The organism is Bacillus sp. JJ1127 (assembly GCF_036965845.1).
Lineage (GTDB): Bacteria > Bacillota > Bacilli > Bacillales > Bacillaceae_G > Bacillus_A.
Genome location: NZ_JBALQK010000100.1, coordinates 1 through 21,656, shown reverse-complemented (window position 1 = coordinate 21,656; position 21,656 = coordinate 1). Strand labels below are relative to the sequence as shown.

Below are 21,656 nucleotides of genomic sequence, written 5' to 3'. Positions count from 1 at the left end.
AGCTTGAGGTTTTTAATATTACATTTTATTTAAAAAAAATAAAGAGGAAACTAAAAAACATTTAAATATTTAAGTATTTTACTTTTCTAAAAGTAATAAAAGGACTATAATAACAGTGAAAACGCTTGCAAAATTAAAAAGTTTGTATACATTTGTTAGCGTTTTCTATTGCATTCCAAATTTAACGGTGTATACTAGGCAATGAAGGTTTACTAAACAAGTGAAATTACAGGGGGTTTACTTACTATGGTAGCCGAAAAGGGAACTCAAACACAAACACAACAAAGGGAGCAACACTTTGAATTGTTGAATTCAACACAAATTGTTATCAATGAAGCATTAGAAAAATTGGGTTATCCAAACGAAGTATATGAATTACTTAAAGAACCAATTCGTATGATGACAGTGAAAATTCCAGTTCGTATGGATGACGGGACTGTTAAAATATTTACAGGATATCGTGCACAGCACAATGATGCTGTTGGTCCAACGAAAGGTGGAATTCGCTTCCATCCAAACGTAACAGAAAATGAAGTGAAAGCACTTTCTATTTGGATGAGTTTAAAATGTGGTATTGTTGATTTACCGTACGGTGGAGGTAAAGGTGGAATCATTTGTGATCCACGTGAAATGTCTTTCCGTGAATTAGAAAGATTAAGCCGTGGATATGTACGAGCAATTAGCCAAATTGTTGGTCCAACAAAAGATATTCCTGCTCCAGACGTATTTACAAACTCACAAATTATGGCATGGATGATGGATGAATATAGCCGTATCGATGAGTTCAATTCACCAGGATTTATTACAGGTAAACCACTTGTATTAGGTGGATCCCATGGACGTGAAACAGCGACTGCAAAAGGTGTAACAATTTGTATTCGCGAAGCTGCGAAAAAACGCGGTATTGATATTAAAGGTGCACGTGTTGTTGTCCAAGGATTTGGTAATGCTGGTAGCTTCTTAGCTAAATTTATGCATGATGCTGGTGCAAAAGTAATTGCGATTTCAGATGCTTATGGTGCACTGCATGATCCAAATGGATTGGATATTGACTACTTACTTGATCGTCGCGATAGCTTTGGTACAGTAACAAAATTATTCAACAATACAATTTCAAACAAAGAATTGTTAGAACTTGATTGTGATATTTTAGTACCGGCTGCAATTGAGAATCAAATCACAGAAGACAATGCTGCAAATATTAAAGCGAAAATCGTAGTAGAAGCAGCAAACGGTCCAACTACATTAGAAGCAACAAAAATTTTAACAGATCGTGGCATTCTACTTGTTCCAGATGTATTAGCAAGTGCTGGTGGTGTTACAGTATCTTACTTCGAGTGGGTACAAAATAACCAAGGATATTACTGGACAGAAGAAGAGGTAGAACAACGTTTAGAAAAAGTAATGGTAAAATCATTTGATTCTATTTATGAAACATCACAAGTTCGTAAAGTGAATATGCGTTTAGCAGCTTATATGATTGGTGTACGTAAAATGGCAGAAGCTAGTCGCTTCAGAGGTTGGGTATAAAATAGAGTAAAAAGATTAGAGAGAACGTGGTTTCCTTCCGAGGAAACCACGTTTTTTGTTGAAGTACATAATAGAAATAGAAGTAACAAATATGTAAGGATAGAAAAACAAAAAAGAACGCTTGTTCTATACGAACATCTGTGCTATAATCTCTTTAGACAAATAAAACGGAAACGAAATAAGGGGAGATTTATGATGAAAATGACAGCGGACCAAAGATTTATGATGCCAACGGATGTTATGAAACGAGTGGAAGTTTTACGAAATAAACATAGTAAACGTGCATCATTATTACAATCAGTAAATCAATTTTTTGGTTTGGATACGAAAGAAGATCGTGTTTGGTTTTACGGTTTTTATGGAATGGCTGTAGGTATTCTGTTGTTTATGGTGTTTACTTCTAGTATTTTCGATTTTCTCTTCGCATAAGAAATGTGCCATATGGACATAGAGGTTGAATACATATATAAGGAAGAAAGGTAATTTTCTAGAGCGGAGTTGATTGCAATGGCTATGTTCCCTATAGAACGCAACTATATCAGACACGGAAACTCACGACCAGGAATCGCCCTTTCAAAGGTAAGATTTATTGTCAGTCATGACACAGGGAATCCTGGTAGCAATGCGATAGGAAATCGGGATTATTTTGATGAAATACAGCCAAAAGCTTCAGCGCATACATTTGTAGATGATAAAACAATATTAGAAATTATTCCAATAAATGAAGTAGCCTACCATGTAAGGTATAATGTAACGACAGATAACGCTTTATATGGTTACGATGCAAACCGAGCAGCTATTGGTGTTGAACTTTGCTACGGTGGAGATGTTAATTTTTGGGATGCGTATACACGGTTTACATGGTACCATGCTTATTTATGTCAAAATTTTGGTTTGAATCCTAAAACAGATATTGTGTCACACAAAAAGCTGGATCCTGTTCGGAAAATTGATCCTGAAAATGTATTGAGCAAGCAGGGAATTAAATTCAGGCAATTTTTAGCAGATGTCTATCGAATGTACGTCTCGTTTAGATGACAAATATATGAAAAATGAATACAATAAGGATAGGTGCCTACTGCTGAAAGTAGGTTTTTTCTTGTTTTATAATAAATAGAGTTTGAGGCAGAAGACTAGGAGTGAACCGAGTATGCAAAAAGAAACAGCTATTATAATCGGGGGAGGCCCATGCGGATTAGCGGCAGCAATTTCTTTACAACAAGCAGGAATCAATCCGTTAGTAATTGAAAAAGGGAATATTGTAAACGCGATTTATCATTATCCAACTCATCAAACATTTTTTTCCTCTAGTGAAAAATTAGAGATTGGCGATGTAGCTTTTATTACAGAAAATCGTAAGCCTGTCCGTAATCAAGCGCTTGCGTATTATCGTGAAGTAGTGAAGCGTAAAGGTGTGCGTGTACATGCATTTGAACGTGTAGAACAAGTTCAAAAAGATGAGGATTGCTTTAGGATAAATACCGTAAAACGTGATGGAAATAAAGAAACATATGTAGCGAAGTATATTGTAGTGGCAACGGGATATTATGATAATCCAAATTATATGAATGTTCCAGGAGAGGATTTAGAGAAGGTATCTCATTATTTTAAAGAGGCACATCCTTACTTTGACCGAGATGTAGCTGTAATAGGTGGGAAAAATTCTAGTGTGGACGCTGCATTAGAACTTGTAAAAGCAGGAGCACGTGTAACAGTGTTGTACCGCGGAGGGGAATATTCACCGAGCATTAAACCGTGGATTTTACCTGAATTTGAGGCGCTAGTACGTAATGGTACAATTCAAATGCATTTTCACGCTCATGTAAAAGAATTTACGGAGCATGCACTTACGTATACGGTTGATGGGAAATCATTTACGATTCAAAATGATTTTGTGTTTGCAATGACAGGATATCATCCGGATCATAGTTTCTTAACGAAAATGGGCGTGAAGATTGACGAAGAAACAGGACGTCCTCTTTATGTAGAAGAAACGATGGAAACGAATGTTAAGAACATCTTTATTGCTGGTGTTATTGCCGCTGGAAATAATGCGAATGAAATATTCATTGAAAATGGAAGATTTCATGGTGAAGCAATTACACAAACAATTGTATCAAGGGAACAAGAATAAGCTGTCGAATTTCGACAGCTTATTTCTTAATCGTGCATAAACATTTTTTGGATTTTTTCTTGAGAATGAGCATTTTCTAGAGCGACTAGTAATTTAATACGAGCTTTTTGTGCATTTAATCCGTATGTGAAAACGACGCCCATATCTTTTAATTGTTTTCCTCCGCCCTCGTAGGAATATACATCTTGGACAATTCCGTTAAAGCAGCGGGAAACGAGAATAATTGGAATGCCTTTGTTTATTAATCGTTGTAAGCTCGGAAGCGTTCTTGGAGGTAAGTTACCTTGTCCAAGGGCTTCAATCACGATTCCATCTACTGGCAAGCTTTCAATTGCAGCTAACAATGTATCGTCCATACCGGCGTATGCTTTTAATACAACAACGTTTTTTGAAATTTGTCGGATTGCATATGTTTCGTGATGAACTAAAGCATGATGGAAGACTACGCCGCGTTTTGTTACCATACCGATGGGTCCATACTGAGGACTTTGGAATGTCGCGACATTACTTGTATGTGTTTTGGTTACATTTGTAGCACAGTGGATTTCATCGTTTAATACGACTAGAACACCTTTTCCAGCCGCTTCATTGCTGCTTGCAACTTTTACAGCAGATAAAAAGTTATATAGACCATCAGCACCTAATTCGTTGCTAGAACGCATCGCGCCTGTTACAACGATTGGAATATTCGCTTGCACTGTTAAATCAAGAAAATAGGCCGTTTCTTCTAATGTATCCGTACCATGTGTAATGACTACACCATGAATGCTTTCATGTTTCACTCTTTCATCAATGATGACTTGTAATTGTAACATCTCACTCGGAGTCATATGAGGAGATGGAAGATGAAAGACATCCTCAACAATTAAATCAATATCATCTTCTAAATTAGGAATAAATTTCAAAAGAGGATTTTGTTTTCCTGGTTGTACAACCCCAGTTTCTTTATCTTCCTCCATTGCAATTGTTCCACCTGTGTGTAAAACTAGGATTTTTTTCAATGTTTGTACCCCTTTCAGTTAAAAAATACATTTAGAACATACCATGCTTTTAGCAAATTCGACAATGAAAATGTATAAAAGCTTGCATGGAAAATGACAATAACGTTAGATCTTACATTTTTTTATGGGTAGTTACTATAAGAAGATGAGAATGAAAAGGGGGCGCCTTTTTTGAAAAAGATGGAGAGAGTTTTAATTCGTATATTAGTGATTCAGTTTATTTGCCTTTGCGTTATTCAATTGCTCTTCATGCAGGAATTTCCGATTAAGTATTTGTCAAAAATTGTTTATTATGAAGGGGTTATGACGAAAGATACAACGGATATTTTACAGGTGAATAAGTAGTTTTCATTTTCTTCTAGGGAGGATTATGCTACAATAATTGAGGACTTAATGGCGTGAAACAAACGGAGAGAAGCAGGGGGATGTACCTGCTTTTCATTTTGTTTTATAAGTGAAAAAATGAGGTGTTACAATGGATAAACGAATTTCAATTGCGATAGATGGTCCAGCGGCAGCTGGGAAAAGTACGGTTGCGAAGGTTGTTGCAAAAGAACTTTCATATGTCTATATTGATACAGGTGCAATGTATCGTACTCTTACATACGCTGCGCTTGAACAAAATGTGGATATTGAAAATGAAGAAAAATTAATGGATGTTTTAAAAAATGTACATATCGAATTTCAACAAGGAGAAAATACACAACTTGTCTTTTTAAATGGACAAGATGTATCTGAAGTGATTCGTACACCAGACGTAACAAATCGTGTATCTATTGTTGCAAAGCATCGTCTTGTTCGTGAAGAAATGGTACGCCGTCAACAAGAATTAGCTGCAAAGGGTGGCGTCGTAATGGACGGTCGTGATATTGGTACACATGTATTACCTAATGCTGAAGTGAAGATTTTTATGCTTGCTTCTGTTGAAGAAAGAGCGGAAAGAAGACATCTAGAAAATATGAAGAAGGGTTTCGCCTCCAGTTTAGAGCAATTAAAAAAAGAAATTGCCCAGCGTGATAAATTGGATTCAGAGCGCGAAGTTTCTCCACTTAAAAAAGCAGATGATGCATTAGAATTAGATACAACCTCCTTATCAATTGAAGAGGTTGTCCAAAAAATCATGAACATTGTTTCTGAAGCGTTTGCGAAATAAAGAAAGAGGAATATTCCTCTTTCTTTATTTTTTTGTTTATTTCTTCTAAAAATATCAAGATAGTAGTGAATCATAAGACGCTTCCCTTGACAAATAAGCCAATTTGTAAGAAGTTAGTTAAAGAGGGATAGAACTGTCAGAATATATTCGCTATTATATTTCAAAACATACTTTATTCAAGGCAAATTTGCTGTATACTAATTATATAGGTTTTATGTATTTTCCTATAAAGTGTATTGGAATTGGGTATGTGTGGAACATTTCTTATAACATGCAAATGAAAGCATTTGTTTTCATTTCGTATATACATAAAAAAGGCTTTGTCAATTCTGTAGGGAGGTATTTCAATGGTAGAGAAAATGAATGAAGAAGTGATGGATTCAAAAGCATTACAAGTGGGTGACGTTGTTACGGGTTCTGTAACAAAAGTTGAAGAAAAACAAGTTCTTGTAAATGTTGGATACAAAACAGATGGCGTTATTCCTATTAGTGAATTAGCTAACGTTCATATTGAAAAAGCGAGCGATGTTGTAGAATTAGACCAAACTCTTGAGTTGAAAGTTATTAAATTAGAAGATGACGATCTTGTTTTATCTAAGCGAGCTGTTGATGCAGAGAAAGCGTGGACAGAATTACAAGAGAAATTCAATTCTGGTGATGTATTTGATGTTACTGTAAAAGATATCGTGAATGGTGGTTTAGTTGTGGATCTTGGTGTCCGCGGATTTATTCCAGCTTCACTTGTAGAAGTACATTATGTAGAGGATTTTACTGAATACAAAGGGAAAACATTAGCGGTGAAGATTGTTGAACTAGATCGCGAAAAGAACCGTGTTATTCTTTCACATAAAGCGGTAGTAGAACAAGAATTAGATTCTAAGAAAAAAGAGGCTATCTCTTCTTTAAAAGAAGGAGATATTGTGGAAGGAACCGTGCAAAGATTAACGGACTTTGGTGCTTTTGTTAACGTTGGCGGTGTAGATGGTTTAGTTCATATTTCACAAATTTCCCATGATCGTGTTGAACAGCCTTCTGACTTATTAGAACAAGGACAAAAGGTAAAAGTAAAAGTATTATCCGTTGATGCAGATACACATCGTATTTCTTTATCAATTAAAGCAGCTCAGCCAGGTCCTTGGGAAAATGTTGCTGCTGAAATAAAAGTGGGAGATGTTCGAGAGGGAACAGTAAGACGTATTGTTACGTTCGGTGCTTTCGTGGAAATTTTACCAGGTGTAGAAGGACTTGTGCATGTGTCACAAATCGCAAATCGTCACGTGAAAAATCCAAATGAAGTATTAGAAATGGGACAAGAAGTGAAAGTGAAAGTACTTGAAGTACATGCAGCAGAAAAACGTATTTCTTTAAGCATAAAAGAAGCTCTTGAAGAAAATAATGTAACAGAAGATTATAGCCAATATGAGCCAGCTTCTGAGTCTGCAACTTTCCAATTTAGTGATATTATCGGTGAACAATTGAAAAAATTAAAGAAATAAAGAGGGGTACAAGTGGTAAGGGCAAAACGTAAATTAGAACATATTGAATACGCTCTTTCCACCGGGCAGTCTCGTACACACGGCTTTCATGATATTGAATTTGTCCATCAAAGCTTGCCAAATTCAAGTTATGAAAGTATTACATGTGAAACAAAAATCGGCGAACTTTCACTAAGTTCGCCGATTTTTATCAATGCGATGACTGGCGGTGGTGGAGATCAAACATTACATATTAATGAACAGTTAGCGTATGTAGCGAAACATCATAAACTTGCGATGGCTGTCGGTTCTCAAATGGCAGCGTTAAAAGATGAAAGAGAAGCATCCTCTTATCGAATTGTTAGAAAAGTAAATCCAAACGGACTTGTTTTTGCAAACTTAGGTAGTGAAGCGACAGTTGAGCAAGCAAATCGTGCGGTTGACATGATTGAAGCCAATGCTTTGCAAATCCATTTGAATGTTATTCAAGAATTAACGATGCCAGAAGGTGATCGAGATTTTACAGGAGTATTAGAACGGATTGAAAAAATTGTTCGCAGTTCTACAGTACCTGTTATAGTGAAAGAAGTAGGTTTTGGAATGAGTAAAGAAACAGTGCGGCAGTTAGCCGATGTAGGCGTGACAGCTGTAGATATTGGTGGTCAGGGAGGGACAAATTTTGCTGCTGTGGAAAATGAAAGAAGGAAGCGAATGCTTTCTTATTTTAATGATTGGGGTATTCAGACGGCTCCCTCAATAATAGAAGCATCCTCTACAAATAATAACCTCTCTCTCATTGCATCTGGCGGCATACAAACTGCGCTTGATGTAGCAAAAGCAATTGCGCTAGGGGCACAGGCGACTGCTTTTGCCGGATGTTTTTTACGTATATTGATGAATGAAGGTACCCAGAAATTAATGGATGAAATAGAACTTTTACATATGGATTTACAGTTTATTATGACGGCTCTTGGAGCTAGCACAATATCTGAACTTCAGAAAGTGCCACTCATTGTGAAAGGCGATACGTATCATTGGTTATCGCAACGTGGGATTGATACTACACACTATAGTAAGAGGTAATGCTTTTTAAGTTTTTTGTAGGTTATTCATAAATCAAAATAAGATAAGAATAAAAAATCAACCGAAAGAATCAACCGTTCGGTTGATTTTTTTTATGTATCTGTTTCGTACAATGAAGAGGAAAGGAGAAGATGGTATGAACAAAATTATTGAAGTGGATAAAGTAACGAAGTGCTATGGGGACTTTGCAGCGCTATCTAATATTTCGTTTTCTGTATGGGAAGGTGAAATTTTATGCTTTCTTGGGCCGAATGGGGCCGGGAAAAGTACGCTTATTCACTTATTATCAACAATATTGAAACAAGATAAGGGAGAGATTTTATTTGATGGGAAGAATTATAAAGGAAATGAACGATATATAAAAAGTTTTTTAGGAATTGTTCCGCAAGATTTAGCCATATATGAAGAGGTATCAGCTGAAAAGAATGTTGCATTTTTCGCCTCTCTCTATGGCTTGAAGGGAGATGAACTGCAAGAATCTGTAACAGAAGCTTTACAATTTGTTTCTCTTTTAGATAAGAGAAAGGAAAAACCAAAAACTTTTTCTGGTGGCATGAAAAGGAGATTGAATATAGCGTGTGCAATTGCCCATAAGCCAAGAGTCATTATTATGGATGAGCCAACTGTAGGGATTGACCCGCAGTCCCGTAATCATATTTTGCAATCTATCCAGCATTTAAGAGAGAAGGGGGCTACGATTTTATATACGACACATTACATGGAGGAAGTAGAGGAAATTTCAACTAGAATTATCGTGATTGATCGTGGGGAAGTCATTGCGGAAGGGTCAAAAGAAGAATTGAAAGAACATATTATGAATGATATATGTTATTCCATTGAATGTGATGGGATTACAAAAGGAATCGGAGAAGAGTTATTTATAGTAGAAGGAGTAAGAGATGTAAAAGTAACAGGAGAATTATTGCAAATTACTGTGATAAAGGGTGTAGAAAATTTAGATAAGGTGATTGCTCTTCTTATGAATAAGGGTGTAAAAATAAAAAATATGACAAGTGAAGTAGCTAGTTTGGAAACTGTATTTTTACAACTTACGGGGAGAAAATTAAGAGATTGAAGGTGGTTCATATGGGATTTTTAACCCTTTATAAAAGAGATATGATGAACATTATAACAAATCCCCCTCTCGTATTAACGAATACAATTTTCCCTTTATTGTTTATCGTGATTCTTGGTTATTTAAGTAGTGATATCTATGGAGAGGGGGCGATTACCTCTTATGATTATTATGGGATTACGATATTAATTTATAGTGTATTAAATGTTTCTATGACAGCATCAAATAGTTTCATGGAATCAAGTTTAAAGAGCAGTAATTTAAGAGTCATGTATAGTCCGATTCGTACTTCTTATGTATATATAACGAAGGTATTAGCGACATTTACATTTACTTCTATTTGCTTACTATTTGTAATGCTGGTGACACATATATGGCTAAAGGTATCGTTTGGGGGCCGTTATGCTATTTATGTAGTTATAATAGCGCTATTGTTTAATATGCTTTCTTCTGTTGTAGGAATACTATGTTGTTGCATTTTAAAAAGTGAAGAAGTGACAAATGCGATATTAACAATTATAAATAATATTTTTGCAATTTTGGGCGGTATTTTCTTTTCGCTTGATGGATACGGAGACATGATCCGTGTTGTATCGTATATTTCTCCTGTGAAGTGGGTTGTAGAATGTATGATGAAAATTGTGTATGATCACGATTTGAGTTTATTTGGTGTAACAGGGAGTATATTCATTGTGTTGTCTAGTTTAGGGCTATTTTTCTGTTCCGTCTTTTTTAAAGAGGAGGATTATGTATGAATGAAATTGGGATTATTTTTAAGCATAATTTAAATCGAGTTTTAAGTAAAAAGGGCTATGTATTTTTAACGATTATGCTGACGAGTGTTTCAATCGCGCTTGCAATTTTTTTTACATCAAAATTTGAGATGAAGGGCAATATTGCCTATGTAACGAATGGGAAGCATGTTGAAATTCAAGCAGAAGGATTTCAGGTTACTAAGGTGAAGGAAGCACCCAGTATGTCAGAGTTTGTGATGAAAAAATACGATGCAGCCATTGCTATGAAGGAAAATGGTCAGCTGGATATAAAAACAATAAAAGGGAAAGCGTTTAAGGAAGAAATAGAAAATGCTATTGGGAAAAAGAGAAATCAATCTGTTCATACGAAAGAGACACGCAAAATTGGTACAAATATATTAGGGTATGTTTGTATGTTTGTTTTATTAGGTAGTGTTATGTTTATGCACTTTTATAAAGAGGATCGAGAAAAGAAAATATTGATTCGAATTGTATCTTCAAAAATACGGATAAACAATTATCTATTGGGGCATATTTTGTTCGTATTCTGTATGCTATATATCCCGATATTTCTCATTTTGATGATTGAAAAGAGTATTTTTAATGTGAAAATAGGATTTAGTTATTTAGAATATAGTTATATGTTAGCAATTCTTGTTTTACTGGGAATTTCTTTTTCTTTATTTATGAGCACGATAATAAAGAAAGAAGATAACGTCGTTATGTTATCTTCTTCAATAATTGTTCTTACATCTATTTTGTCGGGGTTGTTTTTTCCTGTAAAAGACAATGGGACAATAATTGATTGGTTTGTAAGAATGCTTCCTCAAAAACAGTATCTTCTATTTATTGAATCAATTGAAAATGGTCATCGTATAATTGATAATATAGGTCATTTTATATATGTTGTAATAATTATGATGCTATTTTTCGCAATGAGTGTATGGATGCATAATAAAATGGTGAAAACGGGTAAAAATTAGGATAAACTGGGAATTGAGAATGAATGACAAGGTGATAGGATGAATATAGAGTTTCAAATTCTTTCGACTAAACTTATGCCTCCAGTTCCGCGACAGAATTACGTAAAAAGGGAGAGCATATTTCGGAAGCTACAAGATTTAGATAATTATAAGTTAATTGTAATAAAAGGTGCAGCTGGCAGTGGGAAAACCACTGTCTTGGCATCGTTTTTTAAGGAATATCCAAGGTTACCAGTAGCTTGGATTTCATTAGATGAAGAAAATAATACATTGTTTTCTTTTTGGTATTATGTGTTGGAGAGTTTACGCGTTTTTTTGAAAGAGGAAGAGGAGATTTTTACTTTATTCCAAACAATTATGCACAAGGAAGACATGAAGTATATTGTCATAGAGCTTATTAATCTATTAAGTAAAGAAGAAAATATTACAATTGTTTTTGACGATTTTCACTATATTGCGGATCGTGAGGTAAATGAGTCTATAAGATATTTTTTAAAACATTCTTCTCCTAATATTCGAATGATTATATTAACAAGGGATGAACCGAATATATATACCGGAGAATTATTGATGGCAGGAACGATTTTAGAAATTGGTGACAAAGATTTAAAATTATCCTTTCATGAAGGGGTTCAATTTATTCAAGAAACATTGGGATTAAATATCAAACGGGAACTTGTTCAAAAAATGAACGGATTAGCTGAAGGGTGGATTGGTGGGCTTCAGCTTCTTGCGCTTGCGAAATTAGATCGGCGTAATGATATCGAAAATATAAAGGCTCTTAATAAATATGTAATCACATATTTATCAAATGAGATATTAAATGATTTAAAAGAGGAGGAAAAAGATTTTCTGATCAAAACTTCGATTTTAAGCTATTTTACGGAAGGAATCTGTAATCAATTTTTAGGAAAACCAAATGAAAAGGAAATATTAAAACGATTATTTCAAAAGAATTTATTTATGACAGTGATTGATGAAGAGAGAGGAATCTACCGTTACCACGCCATTTTTCAACAATTTTTACAACATTGTTTTGAGAAGTTAGAAAAAGAAGAGAAGGAGGAACTGTATTTACGTGCAGCTTATATATATGAACAGCTAGGAGATTTTGATGAGTGTGTAAAGGTATTGTTAGAGGCGAAAGATTATGAAGCAGCTTTAGATAAAATTGAAAGATATGGACAGAATCGAAATGGCTGGGGATATCTACACCATATTCCACTATCCTTTGTTGTGAGACGTAAGGAATTGGCTTTTCAGCTTATATTTTATTATTACTGCAATTTGGAATTAGAACGCTGCGTAGACATATTAACAGTTATTTATGAACAAAACAGTGAATCAGAATATTGGAGGGTATTTGACTTTTGTAAAGCCTTAATTGTGGAAGAAAATTTATATGTAGATGTAGCGTTTATCACTGAAATGGATGAGATGAATATGAGTGATGTGACGAAAGCAATTATTTATGCGGAATTATCGTTTCTTCTAAGGTTTCAGGAACGAGTTAAAGAAGCTATATATATGCTCCACAAGGCCCAAATGCTTGAACAGAAAATTAAAAATCCATATGTAAAGATTGTTATTTTAAGTTCATTAAGTCAAATAAAAGAAGATTTAGGAGAATTAAATGAATGTGAAAAGTTATATGGTGAAATATTTTCGTTCATTGAGAAGCATCCAATTTTGAGGACAATGTTAGAAAGCTGTTATATTGGAGTAACAGGTATTTATTTAAAACGATTGCAATTAGATTTGGCGGAGCAGTCTTTAGAAAAGGTTTCGCAAGGAGAGTCCGCTTTAGAAAAAGGGTATTTATATAATGTTATGGAACTTCAAATTTTGAAAGGGAATTATCCGAGTGCAGTAGAGATAATTCGTCAGTTACAAGCATTTCCTGTATATCAACAATATTTAGCATCTTTATTAAAATATGCAATAGAGCTTGAGGGAGAATATAGAGAGCAAATCAATCTGTTTGTTTCCATGTACCATCAAAAGAAGATAAAAAAACGTTTGAGAATGGAAGATAAGCTATTATATGCAAAAATTTTATCCTGGAAAGGGAATATACAGGAGTCACTACATGTAATTGATGAGGTTGCAGAATTTACAAGAAAAAACAAAATGCGGATTGTACTCATTGAATCATTGTTATTGAAGGTTTGTATATTAGAAAAAAATAAAAAAGGGAAACGAGAACAGCTAAATTTATTGAGAGAAGCTATCTATTATAGTTATGAAAATAGTATCCTGTCACCATATAAATTAATGGAAAAACAATTGAAACCATTATTCGTATGCTTGAAAAAAGAAAGGTTACAAGATTTAAATAAGGCAGAACAAGATTTTTTATTTCAATTATTAGGAGAAAAGCAAAAAGAAGAAATAGACCCAATGTTAAGTCAGCGAGAATTAGAAGTGTTAGCTGTCTTAGCTACTGGGGTGACGAATAAGGAAATTGGTGTAAAACTTTATATTTCTATTTCAACAGTAAAAACACATATTATTAATATATATACGAAGCTTCAAGTTTCTAATCGTGTAGAAGCAGTTAACAAAGCGTTAGAGATTGGATTAATAACACAGGAGAAGAACTGAAAAAACAGCTGATATGAGCTGCTTTTTCAGTTCTTTTTTAATGTCGATTTTGTTTTCTTGCTTGCTCGGGTGTATCAAGCCCTGTTGCACCAGGGTATTGCAGTGATTGATTGCGATCAGATTCAACGCGGCGCGATTCCTTTAGTTTCTTTTCTTGACGATCTTTTCCCATTTTTGTATCCACCTCCTTATTACAAAGTGTTGCTGTTATAAGAAAAACTATACAGAAAGAAGAAAAGGATTAGTTTTTATAAAAAGTTCCCATAATGGAAATGATAGGAGGGAAAAATATGGAGGGAAATTATTTTTATTTTTTAGCATGGGTGGGCTGGATTGTTGCAACATTTTTTATGAAAAAAGAATCTGTTCGTTGGAAGGTAAGTGCCGTTATATTAATATTTATTATTTGCTCGCAAATAACAGTATCTATCGCTTCTTTCACGATATCAGTAAATGCTCTTTTACTTGGCATCATTTCTTTTTTAGGGATTACGCTATATTCTATTTGGAAAAAATTATACGTCTTACTTTCAGCACTTATCATCGCTATGTTATATACAAGTTTTCGTTTATTAGAAGTGTATGATCCAATCTGGATTGTTATGAATCGAACCTTTATGTTAAGTGGCGCTCTTGTATATGCATCAATATTGTTACACGAGGACCGTTTGTTGCGTCTATGCTCTTTATATGCGGGAGCGTTACAAGGGGAAATATTAGTAACGTTTATTTTCCGCAAGCTACATTTCCCGTATGAATTTGGTAGTTTGGCATTTTTTGATATCGTTGCTGTTTCTACGCTGATTGTTGCAATTTTGATTTGGATCGCAAAAGTATCGGCTTATACAGGGCAGCTTAGGAAAAAACATGTAAAAGAAAGGCAAGGGTAATACATGACTGAATATACACCAGCCATTTTGTGTGGCGTGATTGCAGGAACAGTAACAAGAATTTTTATGCTGCGTACAGATACAAGACAATATCCTACACGTTTACATGGGAAAATTATTCATATTGCTATGGGATTAATTGCAGCAGCTTTAGGGGCGATTGCAATTCCATCGATTTTGAAGAAAGATTTTTCAGCAATTACTTTCTTGACATTAGCAGCAACTCAATTTCGTGATGTGCGAAATATGGAAAGGAATACATTGCAACAATTAGATGGGTATGAACTTGTACCGCGTGGAAACACATATATTGAAGGAATAGCCATAGTGTTTGAAAGTCGCAACTATTTAGCGATGTTAACATCATTTGCGACAACATTCGCATATATAGGCTTTCATTCATGGATTGCTGGCGTAGTTGCTGGTATAATAGGGCTCTTTATTGCCAAAATATTGATGTCTGGTAAAAGATTGAGTGATCTTGTAGATATTGAGTATAGTCCTCTTCACTTTGAAGGGGCTGGACTCTACATTGATAACATTTATATTATGAATATTGGATTGCCAGCACGGCAAGAAGAAATTATGAAGTATGGAATGGGCTTTATTTTAAAGCCTAAGTCTATAGATGCAATGGTAACGATTGCCAACCTTGGGCAACGACAAGCGATTTTACATGATGTTTCAGTAGCATTAGGGATATTTAGAGATTCTGGAACACCCGCGTTAGCGCCACTAGCTAAGCGTGATTTAGAGGATGGAAGAGTAGGTGTATTTGTACTTCCGCAAGATCGAGATGTAGAAAAAGCGATTGCTGTAATAGGAAATGTACCAACATTAGAAAGTGCGGTTCACATGTCATCAGAAGCTCCGAAAGGAAGGGGCGATACAAGATGATATTAGAGAGTTATATTCTTGCTGTTATTACAACGATGCCAGAAAAGTTTGCTGGTGGGGCACCGCTATTTGTTTGTGAGTCAAAAGAAGAGATGGAGTTTGTCGCAAATAATTTAGAAGCAATTTTAGATGGCATTGCCCATCGTTTGCAAGAGAATGTATATATTATTGTGAAACATTAGTAACGTGTGATATAATATGAGATGTTTTGATATGATAAGAAATATTCTGGAATGCAAATCCCTTCTTGCACAAAGAAGGGTTTTTTACATAATAAACAGAAGCAGATTGAAAGGATGAAAGTATATGCCGAAACCAGTAGTGGCAATAGTAGGCCGCCCGAACGTAGGGAAATCTACTATTTTCAATAGAATTGTTGGAGAGAGAGTTTCCATTGTAGAAGATATCCCAGGTGTAACGCGAGATCGCATTTATAGTGCAGGAGAATGGTTAAATCATGAATTTAACATTATTGATACAGGTGGAATTGATATTGGAGACGAGCCGTTTTTGACACAAATTCGTCAACAGGCAGAAGTGGCGATTGATGAAGCGGATGTTATCATTTTTATGACAAACGGCCGTGACGGTGTAACTGCAGCAGACGAAGAAGTTGCAAAAATTTTATACCGTTCTAAAAAACCGGTTGTACTTGCAGTGAATAAAGTAGATAATCCAGAGATGCGTAATGAAATTTATGACTTCTATGCATTAGGATTTGGTGAGCCATTTCCAATCTCAGGTACACATGGCTTGGGATTAGGGGATTTATTAGATGAAGCTGCGCAGCATTTTCCAAAGGTTGAAGAAGAGGCATACGATGACGAAACGATCCGCTTTTCATTAATTGGACGTCCGAACGTAGGTAAATCATCACTTGTAAATGCTTTGCTTGGTCAAGAACGTGTAATCGTAAGTAATGTAGCAGGAACGACACGTGATGCCGTCGATACACCATACACGAAAGATGGCCAAGATTACGTTATTATTGATACAGCTGGGATGCGTAAAAAAGGGAAAGTATACGAGAGTACCGAAAAGTATAGTGTACTTCGTGCACTAAGAGCGATTGAACGCTCTGACGTTGTCTTAGTTGTTTTAGATGGTGAAGAAGGAATTATTGAGCAAGATAAAAAAATCGCTGGCTATGCACATGATTCAGGACGAGCTGTTATTATCGTTGTGAATAAGTGGGATGCAGTAAAAAAAGATGAAAAGACAATGAAGGCATTTGAAGAAAATATTCGTGCGCACTTCCAATTTTTAGATTATGCACCGATTGTATTTTTATCTGCGAAAACGAAAAAACGTACACAGACATTATTACCGGTTATTAATGAAGTGAATGAAAGCCATAGCATTCGCATACAAACGAATGTATTAAATGACGTAATTATGGATGCGGTGGCGATGAATCCAACACCAACACATAATGGACAACGTTTGAAAATCTTCTACGCAACGCAAGTTGCGGTGAAACCACCGACATTTGTTGTATTTGTAAATGATCCAGAATTAATGCACTTTTCATATGAGCGCTTCTTAAAGAATCGTTTGCGTGAGTCGTTTGGCTTCGTAGGAACGCCAATTCGAATTATTTCTAGAGCAAGAGACTAATGGAGAGGATGTGATTTTATGAAAAAAATCACAGTAGTAGGAGCAGGTAGCTGGGGAACAGCGTTAGCGATGGTATTAGCTGACAATGGTCATGATGTACGTATTTGGGGAAATCGTTCTGAACTCATGGATGAAATGAATATGAAACATGAGAACAGTCGGTACCTTCCAGGGATTACATTGCCAAGCACAATCGTAGCCTACTCTTCTTTAGAAGAAGCATTAGTAGATGTAGATACAGTACTTTTAGTTGTACCGACGAAAGCGTACCGGGAAGTATTGCAAAATATGAAAGAATTTGTTTCAGGACCAATGACTTGGATTCATGCGAGTAAAGGAATTGAACCAGGAACTTCAAAACGTATTTCGGAAGTGATTGAAGAAGAAATTCCAGCGCATCTTATTCGAGATGTTGTTGTCCTATCAGGACCAAGCCACGCGGAAGAGGTAGGGCTTCGTCAAGCTACAACTGTTACTGCCGCTGCTAAACGTATGGAAGCAGCTGAAGAAGTGCAAGATTTGTTTATGAACAGTTATTTCCGAGTATATACGAATCCAGATATCATTGGGGTAGAGCTTGGTGGGGCATTAAAAAATATTATTGCATTAGCCGCTGGAATCACAGATGGACTTGGATTAGGAGATAACGCGAAGGCAGCACTAATGACGCGTGGTTTAACAGAAATTGCTCGTTTAGGAAGAAAGATGGGCGGAAACCCACTAACGTTTGCTGGTTTAACAGGAATGGGTGACTTGATTGTAACTTGTACAAGCGTTCATAGTCGAAATTGGCGTGCTGGAAATATGCTTGGAAAAGGACATTCTTTAGAAGAAGTACTAGACAGTATGGGAATGGTCGTTGAAGGTGTAAGAACAACGAAGGCAGCTTATGAATTGGCAGAGAAAATGGAAGTTGAAATGCCAATTACATCAGTCTTATACGATGTGCTGTTCAATGGAAATAATGTAAAAGATGCAGTAGGTTCATTGATGGGGCGTGTTCGAAAGCATGAAGTTGAGGCTATCCCTGATTTATTGTAAATAAAAGCTATATAGGTGCCTTTCGCACTTATATGGCTTTTTTGTTTTTCTGGGTCTTTTCACCATTTTATTTCTTTTTGCATACGATAAAAAGTAACTTGAAGAGAGGGTGAAGGAAATGGATCAGAACATTTTCAATAATATTGAGAAAGAAGCGAAAGTGAATAAAGATGATATTTTTAAATTAGCATCATCTGTACAAAATGCGAATTTACGTGATGAGAAAGTGCTCCGTCAATTGATTCATCAAGTTGCTATAATGGCAGGGCGAGAGGTACCGAAAGAGCAAGAAGATCAAATTGTAAAAGCAATTATTAATAATAATATGCCGACAGACTTTAGCTCGTTGGGTAAGATGTTTAAAAAATAAAGTATGAGAAACACAGAGTTTATAGATTGCATATGATAGCTATGAAGAAATGGAAATAGAGCTGTTTTTGGGCATATTTGGTCAACCGAAGCATTCGCTTCGGTTTTATTTTTGTTTTCACACTTGGTGGCATCATGGATTAATGGATTTGAAAAATATTTGTAGTAAAAGTTTGGGTGAGAAAAGAATTCATAATAAAATCATGAATTGTATTTGTTTAAATTTTTTAATTTGTTAAAATAGTATAAAAACGGAGTGAGGATAAAGGGGTGTGCATATGTCGGAGGGGCTTATAAAAATGTGGTTTTCTTTAGGGGCAATGGGATTTATGTTCATGGCGGTAATCTTTATTTTGATAAGTAGACATAGAATGAAGAATAAATTTTTGAAAGGGATTACAGCGGGTGTTGCGTATACACTTGTGATCATATCTGGGATTGTTATTTTCCTTGTTGTGTTTAGTGGACCAGTGGAGCAATAAAGGAAAGGTGTTTTTTATTTTGCGACGAATCGTGACAGCTAAAAAATTATAAAATTTCACTAAACATAGTGGTCTAATTGCTTTCATAGCGGTAACGAGGTATACACTAGCAAGATGATAAAGGGGGATTGTCGTTGAAAAAAGTCTATATTATTTTAATATTTTGTTGTACAAGCATTTTAGCAGGGTGTATGTATCCAAGAGAAAATATGAAACAAAATGCTGTCCCCTATGAAGATCAGTTACAAGCTGTTCAAAAGGCTGTTCATACATATAAAGAGCAAAATAATGGTTTGTTACCTATAAAGACACGTGACATGAGTACACCAATTTATCAAAAATATCCTATCGATTTTCAAAAATTAGCACCGCATTATATGCAGGAAGCGCCAGGGAATGCATATGAAAGTGGTGGTGTATACCAATATGTATTAGTAGATGTCGAAACAAATCCAACGGTAAAGTTAATTGATGTAAGAATAGCAGAACAAATTCAAGATGTTACGCTAAAATTGCGAATGTATCGGGATGAACATCAATATCCGCCTTTTAAAAAGGTTATTGCGGATGGTGTGTATGAACTTGATTTTAAAAAGATGGGATATAAAGATATACCGCAAGTAACTAGCCCTTATTCTGGAAAAGGATTGCCCCTCGTAATGAATGAAAAAGGGGAGATTTTTGTTGATTATCGAATGGATTTATATGAAATGCTACAAAAAAATGAAGGGAATCTTAAAGAAGGTGAGGATATTCGAAATATGCTTCTAAAGGACTCACCATTTGTACCTGCATATTCTTTACCCTATACAGTAAGAAACGGGGAGCCAATTTTTTTTAAATGATAAGTCATGAACCTTTCTTCTAGCGAATAAGTTCTAGAAGAAAGGTTTTTTCATGTAATACAACTTGTGATGCAAACAAAAAGTTCTTTTTAAATAGTCATATGAAATTGGGACAAAATCATATGATATATTGTCCGAACTTCCAGAATATCTTTATGTTATATCAGATATTATAGGAAACATCAGAGAGGGTATGATTTGTTAATAGAACTTGAATTATTCCCAAAAATTTTGAGGGAGGGAATCACTTGGAAAAGGTAGACATTTTTAAAGACATTGCTGAGCGCACAGGCGGTGATATCTATTTCGGAGTTGTAGGGGCTGTTCGAACAGGGAAATCAACGTTTATAAAAAAATTTATGGAGCTTGTTGTTATTCCGAATATTGAAAATGAATCAGATCGGCAGCGTGCGCAGGATGAATTACCCCAAAGTGCTGCTGGACGTACGATTATGACAACGGAGCCAAAATTTGTTCCAAACCAAGCGGTTTCCATCCATGTTGATGACGGTCTTGAGGTAAATATTCGATTAGTAGATTGTGTGGGTTATACAGTTCCTGGAGCGAAAGGTTATGAGGATGAGAATGGTCCGCGCATGATTAACACGCCTTGGTATGAAGAACCTATTCCATTCCATGAGGCTGCTGAAATCGGAACACGTAAAGTGATTCAAGAGCATTCTACTATTGGGGTTGTCATTACAACTGATGGAACGATTGGTGAAATTCCAAGACGGGATTATATAGAAGCAGAAGAGCGCGTAGTGAATGAGTTAAAAGAAGTAGGAAAGCCATTTATCATGATCATTAATACTGTACAGCCGTACCATCCAGATACGGAGCAGTTACGTCAAAGTTTATCAGAAGAGTATGATATCCCGGTAATCGCGATGAGTGTAGAGAGTTTAAGAGAAACAGATGTATACAATGTACTTCGAGAAGCTTTGTTTGAATTCCCTGTTTTAGAGGTGAATGTAAATCTTCCGAGCTGGGTAATGGTGTTGAATGAGGGGCATTGGTTACGTCAGAGTTATCAAGAAGCTGTTCAAGAGACAGTTAAAGATATAAAACGGCTTCGTGATGTAGATCGTGTCGTTTGGCAATTTAGCCAGTATGAGTTTATTGATCGGGCAAGTTTGGCTGGGATTGATATGGGGCAAGGGGTAGCCGAGATTGATTTATATGCGCCGGATGAGTTGTACGATCAAATTTTAAAAGAAGTTGTAGGTGTAGAAATTAGAGGGAAAGATCATTTGTTAAAGCTTATGCTTGATTTCTCTCATGCGAAAACAGAATATGATCAAGTTTCAGATGCTTTACGAATGGTGAAACAAACCGGATATGGTGTAGCTGCCCCAGCTCTAGCTGATATGAGTCTAGATGAACCAGAAATTATTCGCCACGGGTCACGATTTGGTGTGAAATTAAAAGCTGTTGCGCCATCTATTCATATGATTAAAGTAGATGTTGAATCCACATTTGAACCGATTATAGGTACCGAAAAACAAAGTGAAGAACTTGTTCGTTACTTAATGCAAGATTTTGAAGATGATCCGCTATCAATATGGAATTCTGATATCTTTGGACGTTCGCTTAGTTCAATTGTCCGAGAAGGAATTCAAGCGAAATTGTCTCTAATGCCAGAAAATGCACGCTATAAATTAAAAGAAACATTAGAAAGAATTATTAACGAAGGATCTGGTGGATTAATTGCAATTATAT

At 35.5% G+C, this 21,656-nt stretch carries 22 protein-coding genes and 1 pseudogene; 21 read left to right on the top strand and 2 right to left on the bottom strand.

From position 1 onward, the window contains the following. Positions 1–246 precede the first annotated feature (246 nt). The 4 genes from gudB to V7183_RS11205 all read left to right on the top strand — a co-directional run bounded on the left by gudB (position 247) and on the right by V7183_RS11205 (position 3,664). Positions 247–1,530: an NAD-specific glutamate dehydrogenase gene (gene gudB, locus V7183_RS11220; protein ID WP_335359558.1), complete on the top strand. Its 1,284-nt coding sequence runs from the start codon at positions 247–249 to the stop codon at positions 1,528–1,530. Positions 1,531–1,722: 192 nt separating this feature from the next. Then, a complete protein-coding gene (locus V7183_RS11215; protein ID WP_097897259.1) occupies positions 1,723–1,959 on the top strand; it encodes a DUF3961 domain-containing protein in 237 nt (78 codons plus the stop codon). 78 nt (positions 1,960–2,037) lie between these two features. Further along, on the top strand, positions 2,038–2,568 hold the full coding sequence (locus V7183_RS11210; protein WP_335359557.1) for a peptidoglycan recognition protein family protein: 531 nt from the start codon (positions 2,038–2,040) through the stop codon (positions 2,566–2,568). A gap of 112 nt (positions 2,569–2,680) precedes the next feature. Beyond that, on the top strand, positions 2,681–3,664 hold the full coding sequence (locus tag V7183_RS11205; RefSeq protein WP_097897257.1) for a YpdA family putative bacillithiol disulfide reductase: 984 nt from the start codon (positions 2,681–2,683) through the stop codon (positions 3,662–3,664). Between the two features lie 26 nt (positions 3,665–3,690). Here V7183_RS11205 and V7183_RS11200 read toward each other — a convergent pair whose 3' ends face one another. Beyond that, entirely contained in the window at positions 3,691–4,665 is a 975-nt protein-coding gene (locus V7183_RS11200) for an asparaginase (protein ID WP_335359556.1), read from the bottom strand. A gap of 171 nt (positions 4,666–4,836) precedes the next feature. Between V7183_RS11200 and V7183_RS11195 the strand changes: the two genes are divergently transcribed. The 8 genes from V7183_RS11195 to V7183_RS11160 all read left to right on the top strand — a co-directional run bounded on the left by V7183_RS11195 (position 4,837) and on the right by V7183_RS11160 (position 13,793). Beyond that, entirely contained in the window at positions 4,837–5,010 is a 174-nt protein-coding gene (locus V7183_RS11195; protein ID WP_097897255.1) for a DUF5359 family protein, read from the top strand. 130 nt (positions 5,011–5,140) lie between these two features. Further along, on the top strand, positions 5,141–5,818 hold the full coding sequence (gene cmk, locus V7183_RS11190; protein WP_335359555.1) for a (d)CMP kinase: 678 nt from the start codon (positions 5,141–5,143) through the stop codon (positions 5,816–5,818). Positions 5,819–6,165: 347 nt separating this feature from the next. Then, positions 6,166–7,314: a 30S ribosomal protein S1 gene (gene rpsA, locus V7183_RS11185; RefSeq protein WP_097897253.1), complete on the top strand. Its 1,149-nt coding sequence runs from the start codon at positions 6,166–6,168 to the stop codon at positions 7,312–7,314. Positions 7,315–7,326: 12 nt separating this feature from the next. Next, on the top strand, positions 7,327–8,376 hold the full coding sequence (fni, locus tag V7183_RS11180; RefSeq protein ID WP_335359554.1) for a type 2 isopentenyl-diphosphate Delta-isomerase: 1,050 nt from the start codon (positions 7,327–7,329) through the stop codon (positions 8,374–8,376). A 136-nt stretch (positions 8,377–8,512) separates the two neighbouring features. Continuing rightward, complete coding sequence (locus V7183_RS11175) at positions 8,513–9,451, top strand: ABC transporter ATP-binding protein (protein ID WP_335359553.1); 939 nt, start codon at positions 8,513–8,515, stop codon at positions 9,449–9,451. Between the two features lie 11 nt (positions 9,452–9,462). Beyond that, positions 9,463–10,206, top strand: coding sequence for an ABC transporter permease (locus tag V7183_RS11170; RefSeq protein WP_097897250.1), 744 nt, complete (start codon positions 9,463–9,465; stop codon positions 10,204–10,206). Then, a complete protein-coding gene (locus V7183_RS11165; protein ID WP_335359552.1) occupies positions 10,203–11,189 on the top strand; it encodes an ABC transporter permease in 987 nt (328 codons plus the stop codon). Before V7183_RS11170 ends, V7183_RS11165 begins: the two co-directional genes overlap by 4 nt. 39 nt (positions 11,190–11,228) lie before the next feature. Next, complete coding sequence (locus tag V7183_RS11160; RefSeq protein WP_335359551.1) at positions 11,229–13,793, top strand: LuxR C-terminal-related transcriptional regulator; 2,565 nt, start codon at positions 11,229–11,231, stop codon at positions 13,791–13,793. A 37-nt stretch (positions 13,794–13,830) separates the two neighbouring features. Here the strand turns inward: V7183_RS11160 and V7183_RS11155 are convergent, their stop codons facing one another. After that, entirely contained in the window at positions 13,831–13,965 is a 135-nt protein-coding gene (locus V7183_RS11155) for a YpzI family protein (protein ID WP_335359550.1), read from the bottom strand. A 118-nt stretch (positions 13,966–14,083) separates the two neighbouring features. Between V7183_RS11155 and V7183_RS11150 the strand changes: the two are divergent. From V7183_RS11150 to spoIVA, 9 genes and pseudogenes are all read left to right on the top strand, one after another. Next, positions 14,084–14,694 (top strand): annotated as a pseudogene (locus V7183_RS11150) (YphA family membrane protein). Then, positions 14,687–15,580 carry a YIEGIA family protein gene (locus tag V7183_RS11145; protein WP_097897246.1) on the top strand — a complete coding sequence of 298 codons (894 nt, stop codon included), beginning with the start codon at positions 14,687–14,689 and terminating at the stop codon, positions 15,578–15,580. Before V7183_RS11150 ends, V7183_RS11145 begins: the two are co-directional and overlap by 8 nt. Next, positions 15,577–15,762 (top strand): capping complex subunit for YIEGIA, encoded by a 186-nt coding sequence (locus V7183_RS11140; protein ID WP_097897245.1) that lies wholly within the window; start codon positions 15,577–15,579, stop codon positions 15,760–15,762. Before V7183_RS11145 ends, V7183_RS11140 begins: the two co-directional genes overlap by 4 nt. A 124-nt stretch (positions 15,763–15,886) precedes the next feature. Beyond that, positions 15,887–17,197, top strand: coding sequence for a ribosome biogenesis GTPase Der (gene der, locus V7183_RS11135; protein ID WP_097897244.1), 1,311 nt, complete (start codon positions 15,887–15,889; stop codon positions 17,195–17,197). An 18-nt stretch (positions 17,198–17,215) separates the two neighbouring features. After that, complete coding sequence (locus V7183_RS11130; protein ID WP_335359549.1) at positions 17,216–18,238, top strand: NAD(P)H-dependent glycerol-3-phosphate dehydrogenase; 1,023 nt, start codon at positions 17,216–17,218, stop codon at positions 18,236–18,238. Positions 18,239–18,356: 118 nt separating this feature from the next. Continuing rightward, positions 18,357–18,608: a stage VI sporulation protein F gene (locus tag V7183_RS11125; protein WP_141523196.1), complete on the top strand. Its 252-nt coding sequence runs from the start codon at positions 18,357–18,359 to the stop codon at positions 18,606–18,608. Between the two features lie 277 nt (positions 18,609–18,885). Next, positions 18,886–19,089 (top strand): DUF2768 domain-containing protein, encoded by a 204-nt coding sequence (locus V7183_RS11120; protein ID WP_335359548.1) that lies wholly within the window; start codon positions 18,886–18,888, stop codon positions 19,087–19,089. Positions 19,090–19,223: 134 nt separating this feature from the next. Then, positions 19,224–19,934, top strand: coding sequence for a hypothetical protein (locus V7183_RS11115; RefSeq protein ID WP_335359547.1), 711 nt, complete (start codon positions 19,224–19,226; stop codon positions 19,932–19,934). A gap of 248 nt (positions 19,935–20,182) precedes the next feature. Beyond that, positions 20,183–21,656 (top strand): stage IV sporulation protein A (gene spoIVA, locus V7183_RS11110; RefSeq protein ID WP_335359546.1); only part of this gene is annotated, 1,474 nt, incomplete at its 3' end.

Coding starts and splice junctions, on each gene's coding strand:
- gudB (WP_335359558.1), top strand. CDS start 247: ATGGTAGCCGAAAAGGGAACTCAAACACAAACACAACAAAGGGAGCAA.
- V7183_RS11215 (WP_097897259.1), top strand. CDS start 1,723: ATGATGAAAATGACAGCGGACCAAAGATTTATGATGCCAACGGATGTT.
- V7183_RS11210 (WP_335359557.1), top strand. CDS start 2,038: ATGGCTATGTTCCCTATAGAACGCAACTATATCAGACACGGAAACTCA.
- V7183_RS11205 (WP_097897257.1), top strand. CDS start 2,681: ATGCAAAAAGAAACAGCTATTATAATCGGGGGAGGCCCATGCGGATTA.
- cmk (WP_335359555.1), top strand. CDS start 5,141: ATGGATAAACGAATTTCAATTGCGATAGATGGTCCAGCGGCAGCTGGG.
- rpsA (WP_097897253.1), top strand. CDS start 6,166: ATGGTAGAGAAAATGAATGAAGAAGTGATGGATTCAAAAGCATTACAA.
- V7183_RS11175 (WP_335359553.1), top strand. CDS start 8,513: ATGAACAAAATTATTGAAGTGGATAAAGTAACGAAGTGCTATGGGGAC.
- V7183_RS11170 (WP_097897250.1), top strand. CDS start 9,463: ATGGGATTTTTAACCCTTTATAAAAGAGATATGATGAACATTATAACA.
- V7183_RS11165 (WP_335359552.1), top strand. CDS start 10,203: ATGAATGAAATTGGGATTATTTTTAAGCATAATTTAAATCGAGTTTTA.
- V7183_RS11160 (WP_335359551.1), top strand. CDS start 11,229: ATGAATATAGAGTTTCAAATTCTTTCGACTAAACTTATGCCTCCAGTT.
- V7183_RS11155 (WP_335359550.1), bottom strand. CDS start 13,965: ATGGGAAAAGATCGTCAAGAAAAGAAACTAAAGGAATCGCGCCGCGTT.
- V7183_RS11145 (WP_097897246.1), top strand. CDS start 14,687: ATGACTGAATATACACCAGCCATTTTGTGTGGCGTGATTGCAGGAACA.
- V7183_RS11140 (WP_097897245.1), top strand. CDS start 15,577: ATGATATTAGAGAGTTATATTCTTGCTGTTATTACAACGATGCCAGAA.
- der (WP_097897244.1), top strand. CDS start 15,887: ATGCCGAAACCAGTAGTGGCAATAGTAGGCCGCCCGAACGTAGGGAAA.
- V7183_RS11130 (WP_335359549.1), top strand. CDS start 17,216: ATGAAAAAAATCACAGTAGTAGGAGCAGGTAGCTGGGGAACAGCGTTA.
- V7183_RS11125 (WP_141523196.1), top strand. CDS start 18,357: ATGGATCAGAACATTTTCAATAATATTGAGAAAGAAGCGAAAGTGAAT.
- V7183_RS11120 (WP_335359548.1), top strand. CDS start 18,886: ATGTCGGAGGGGCTTATAAAAATGTGGTTTTCTTTAGGGGCAATGGGA.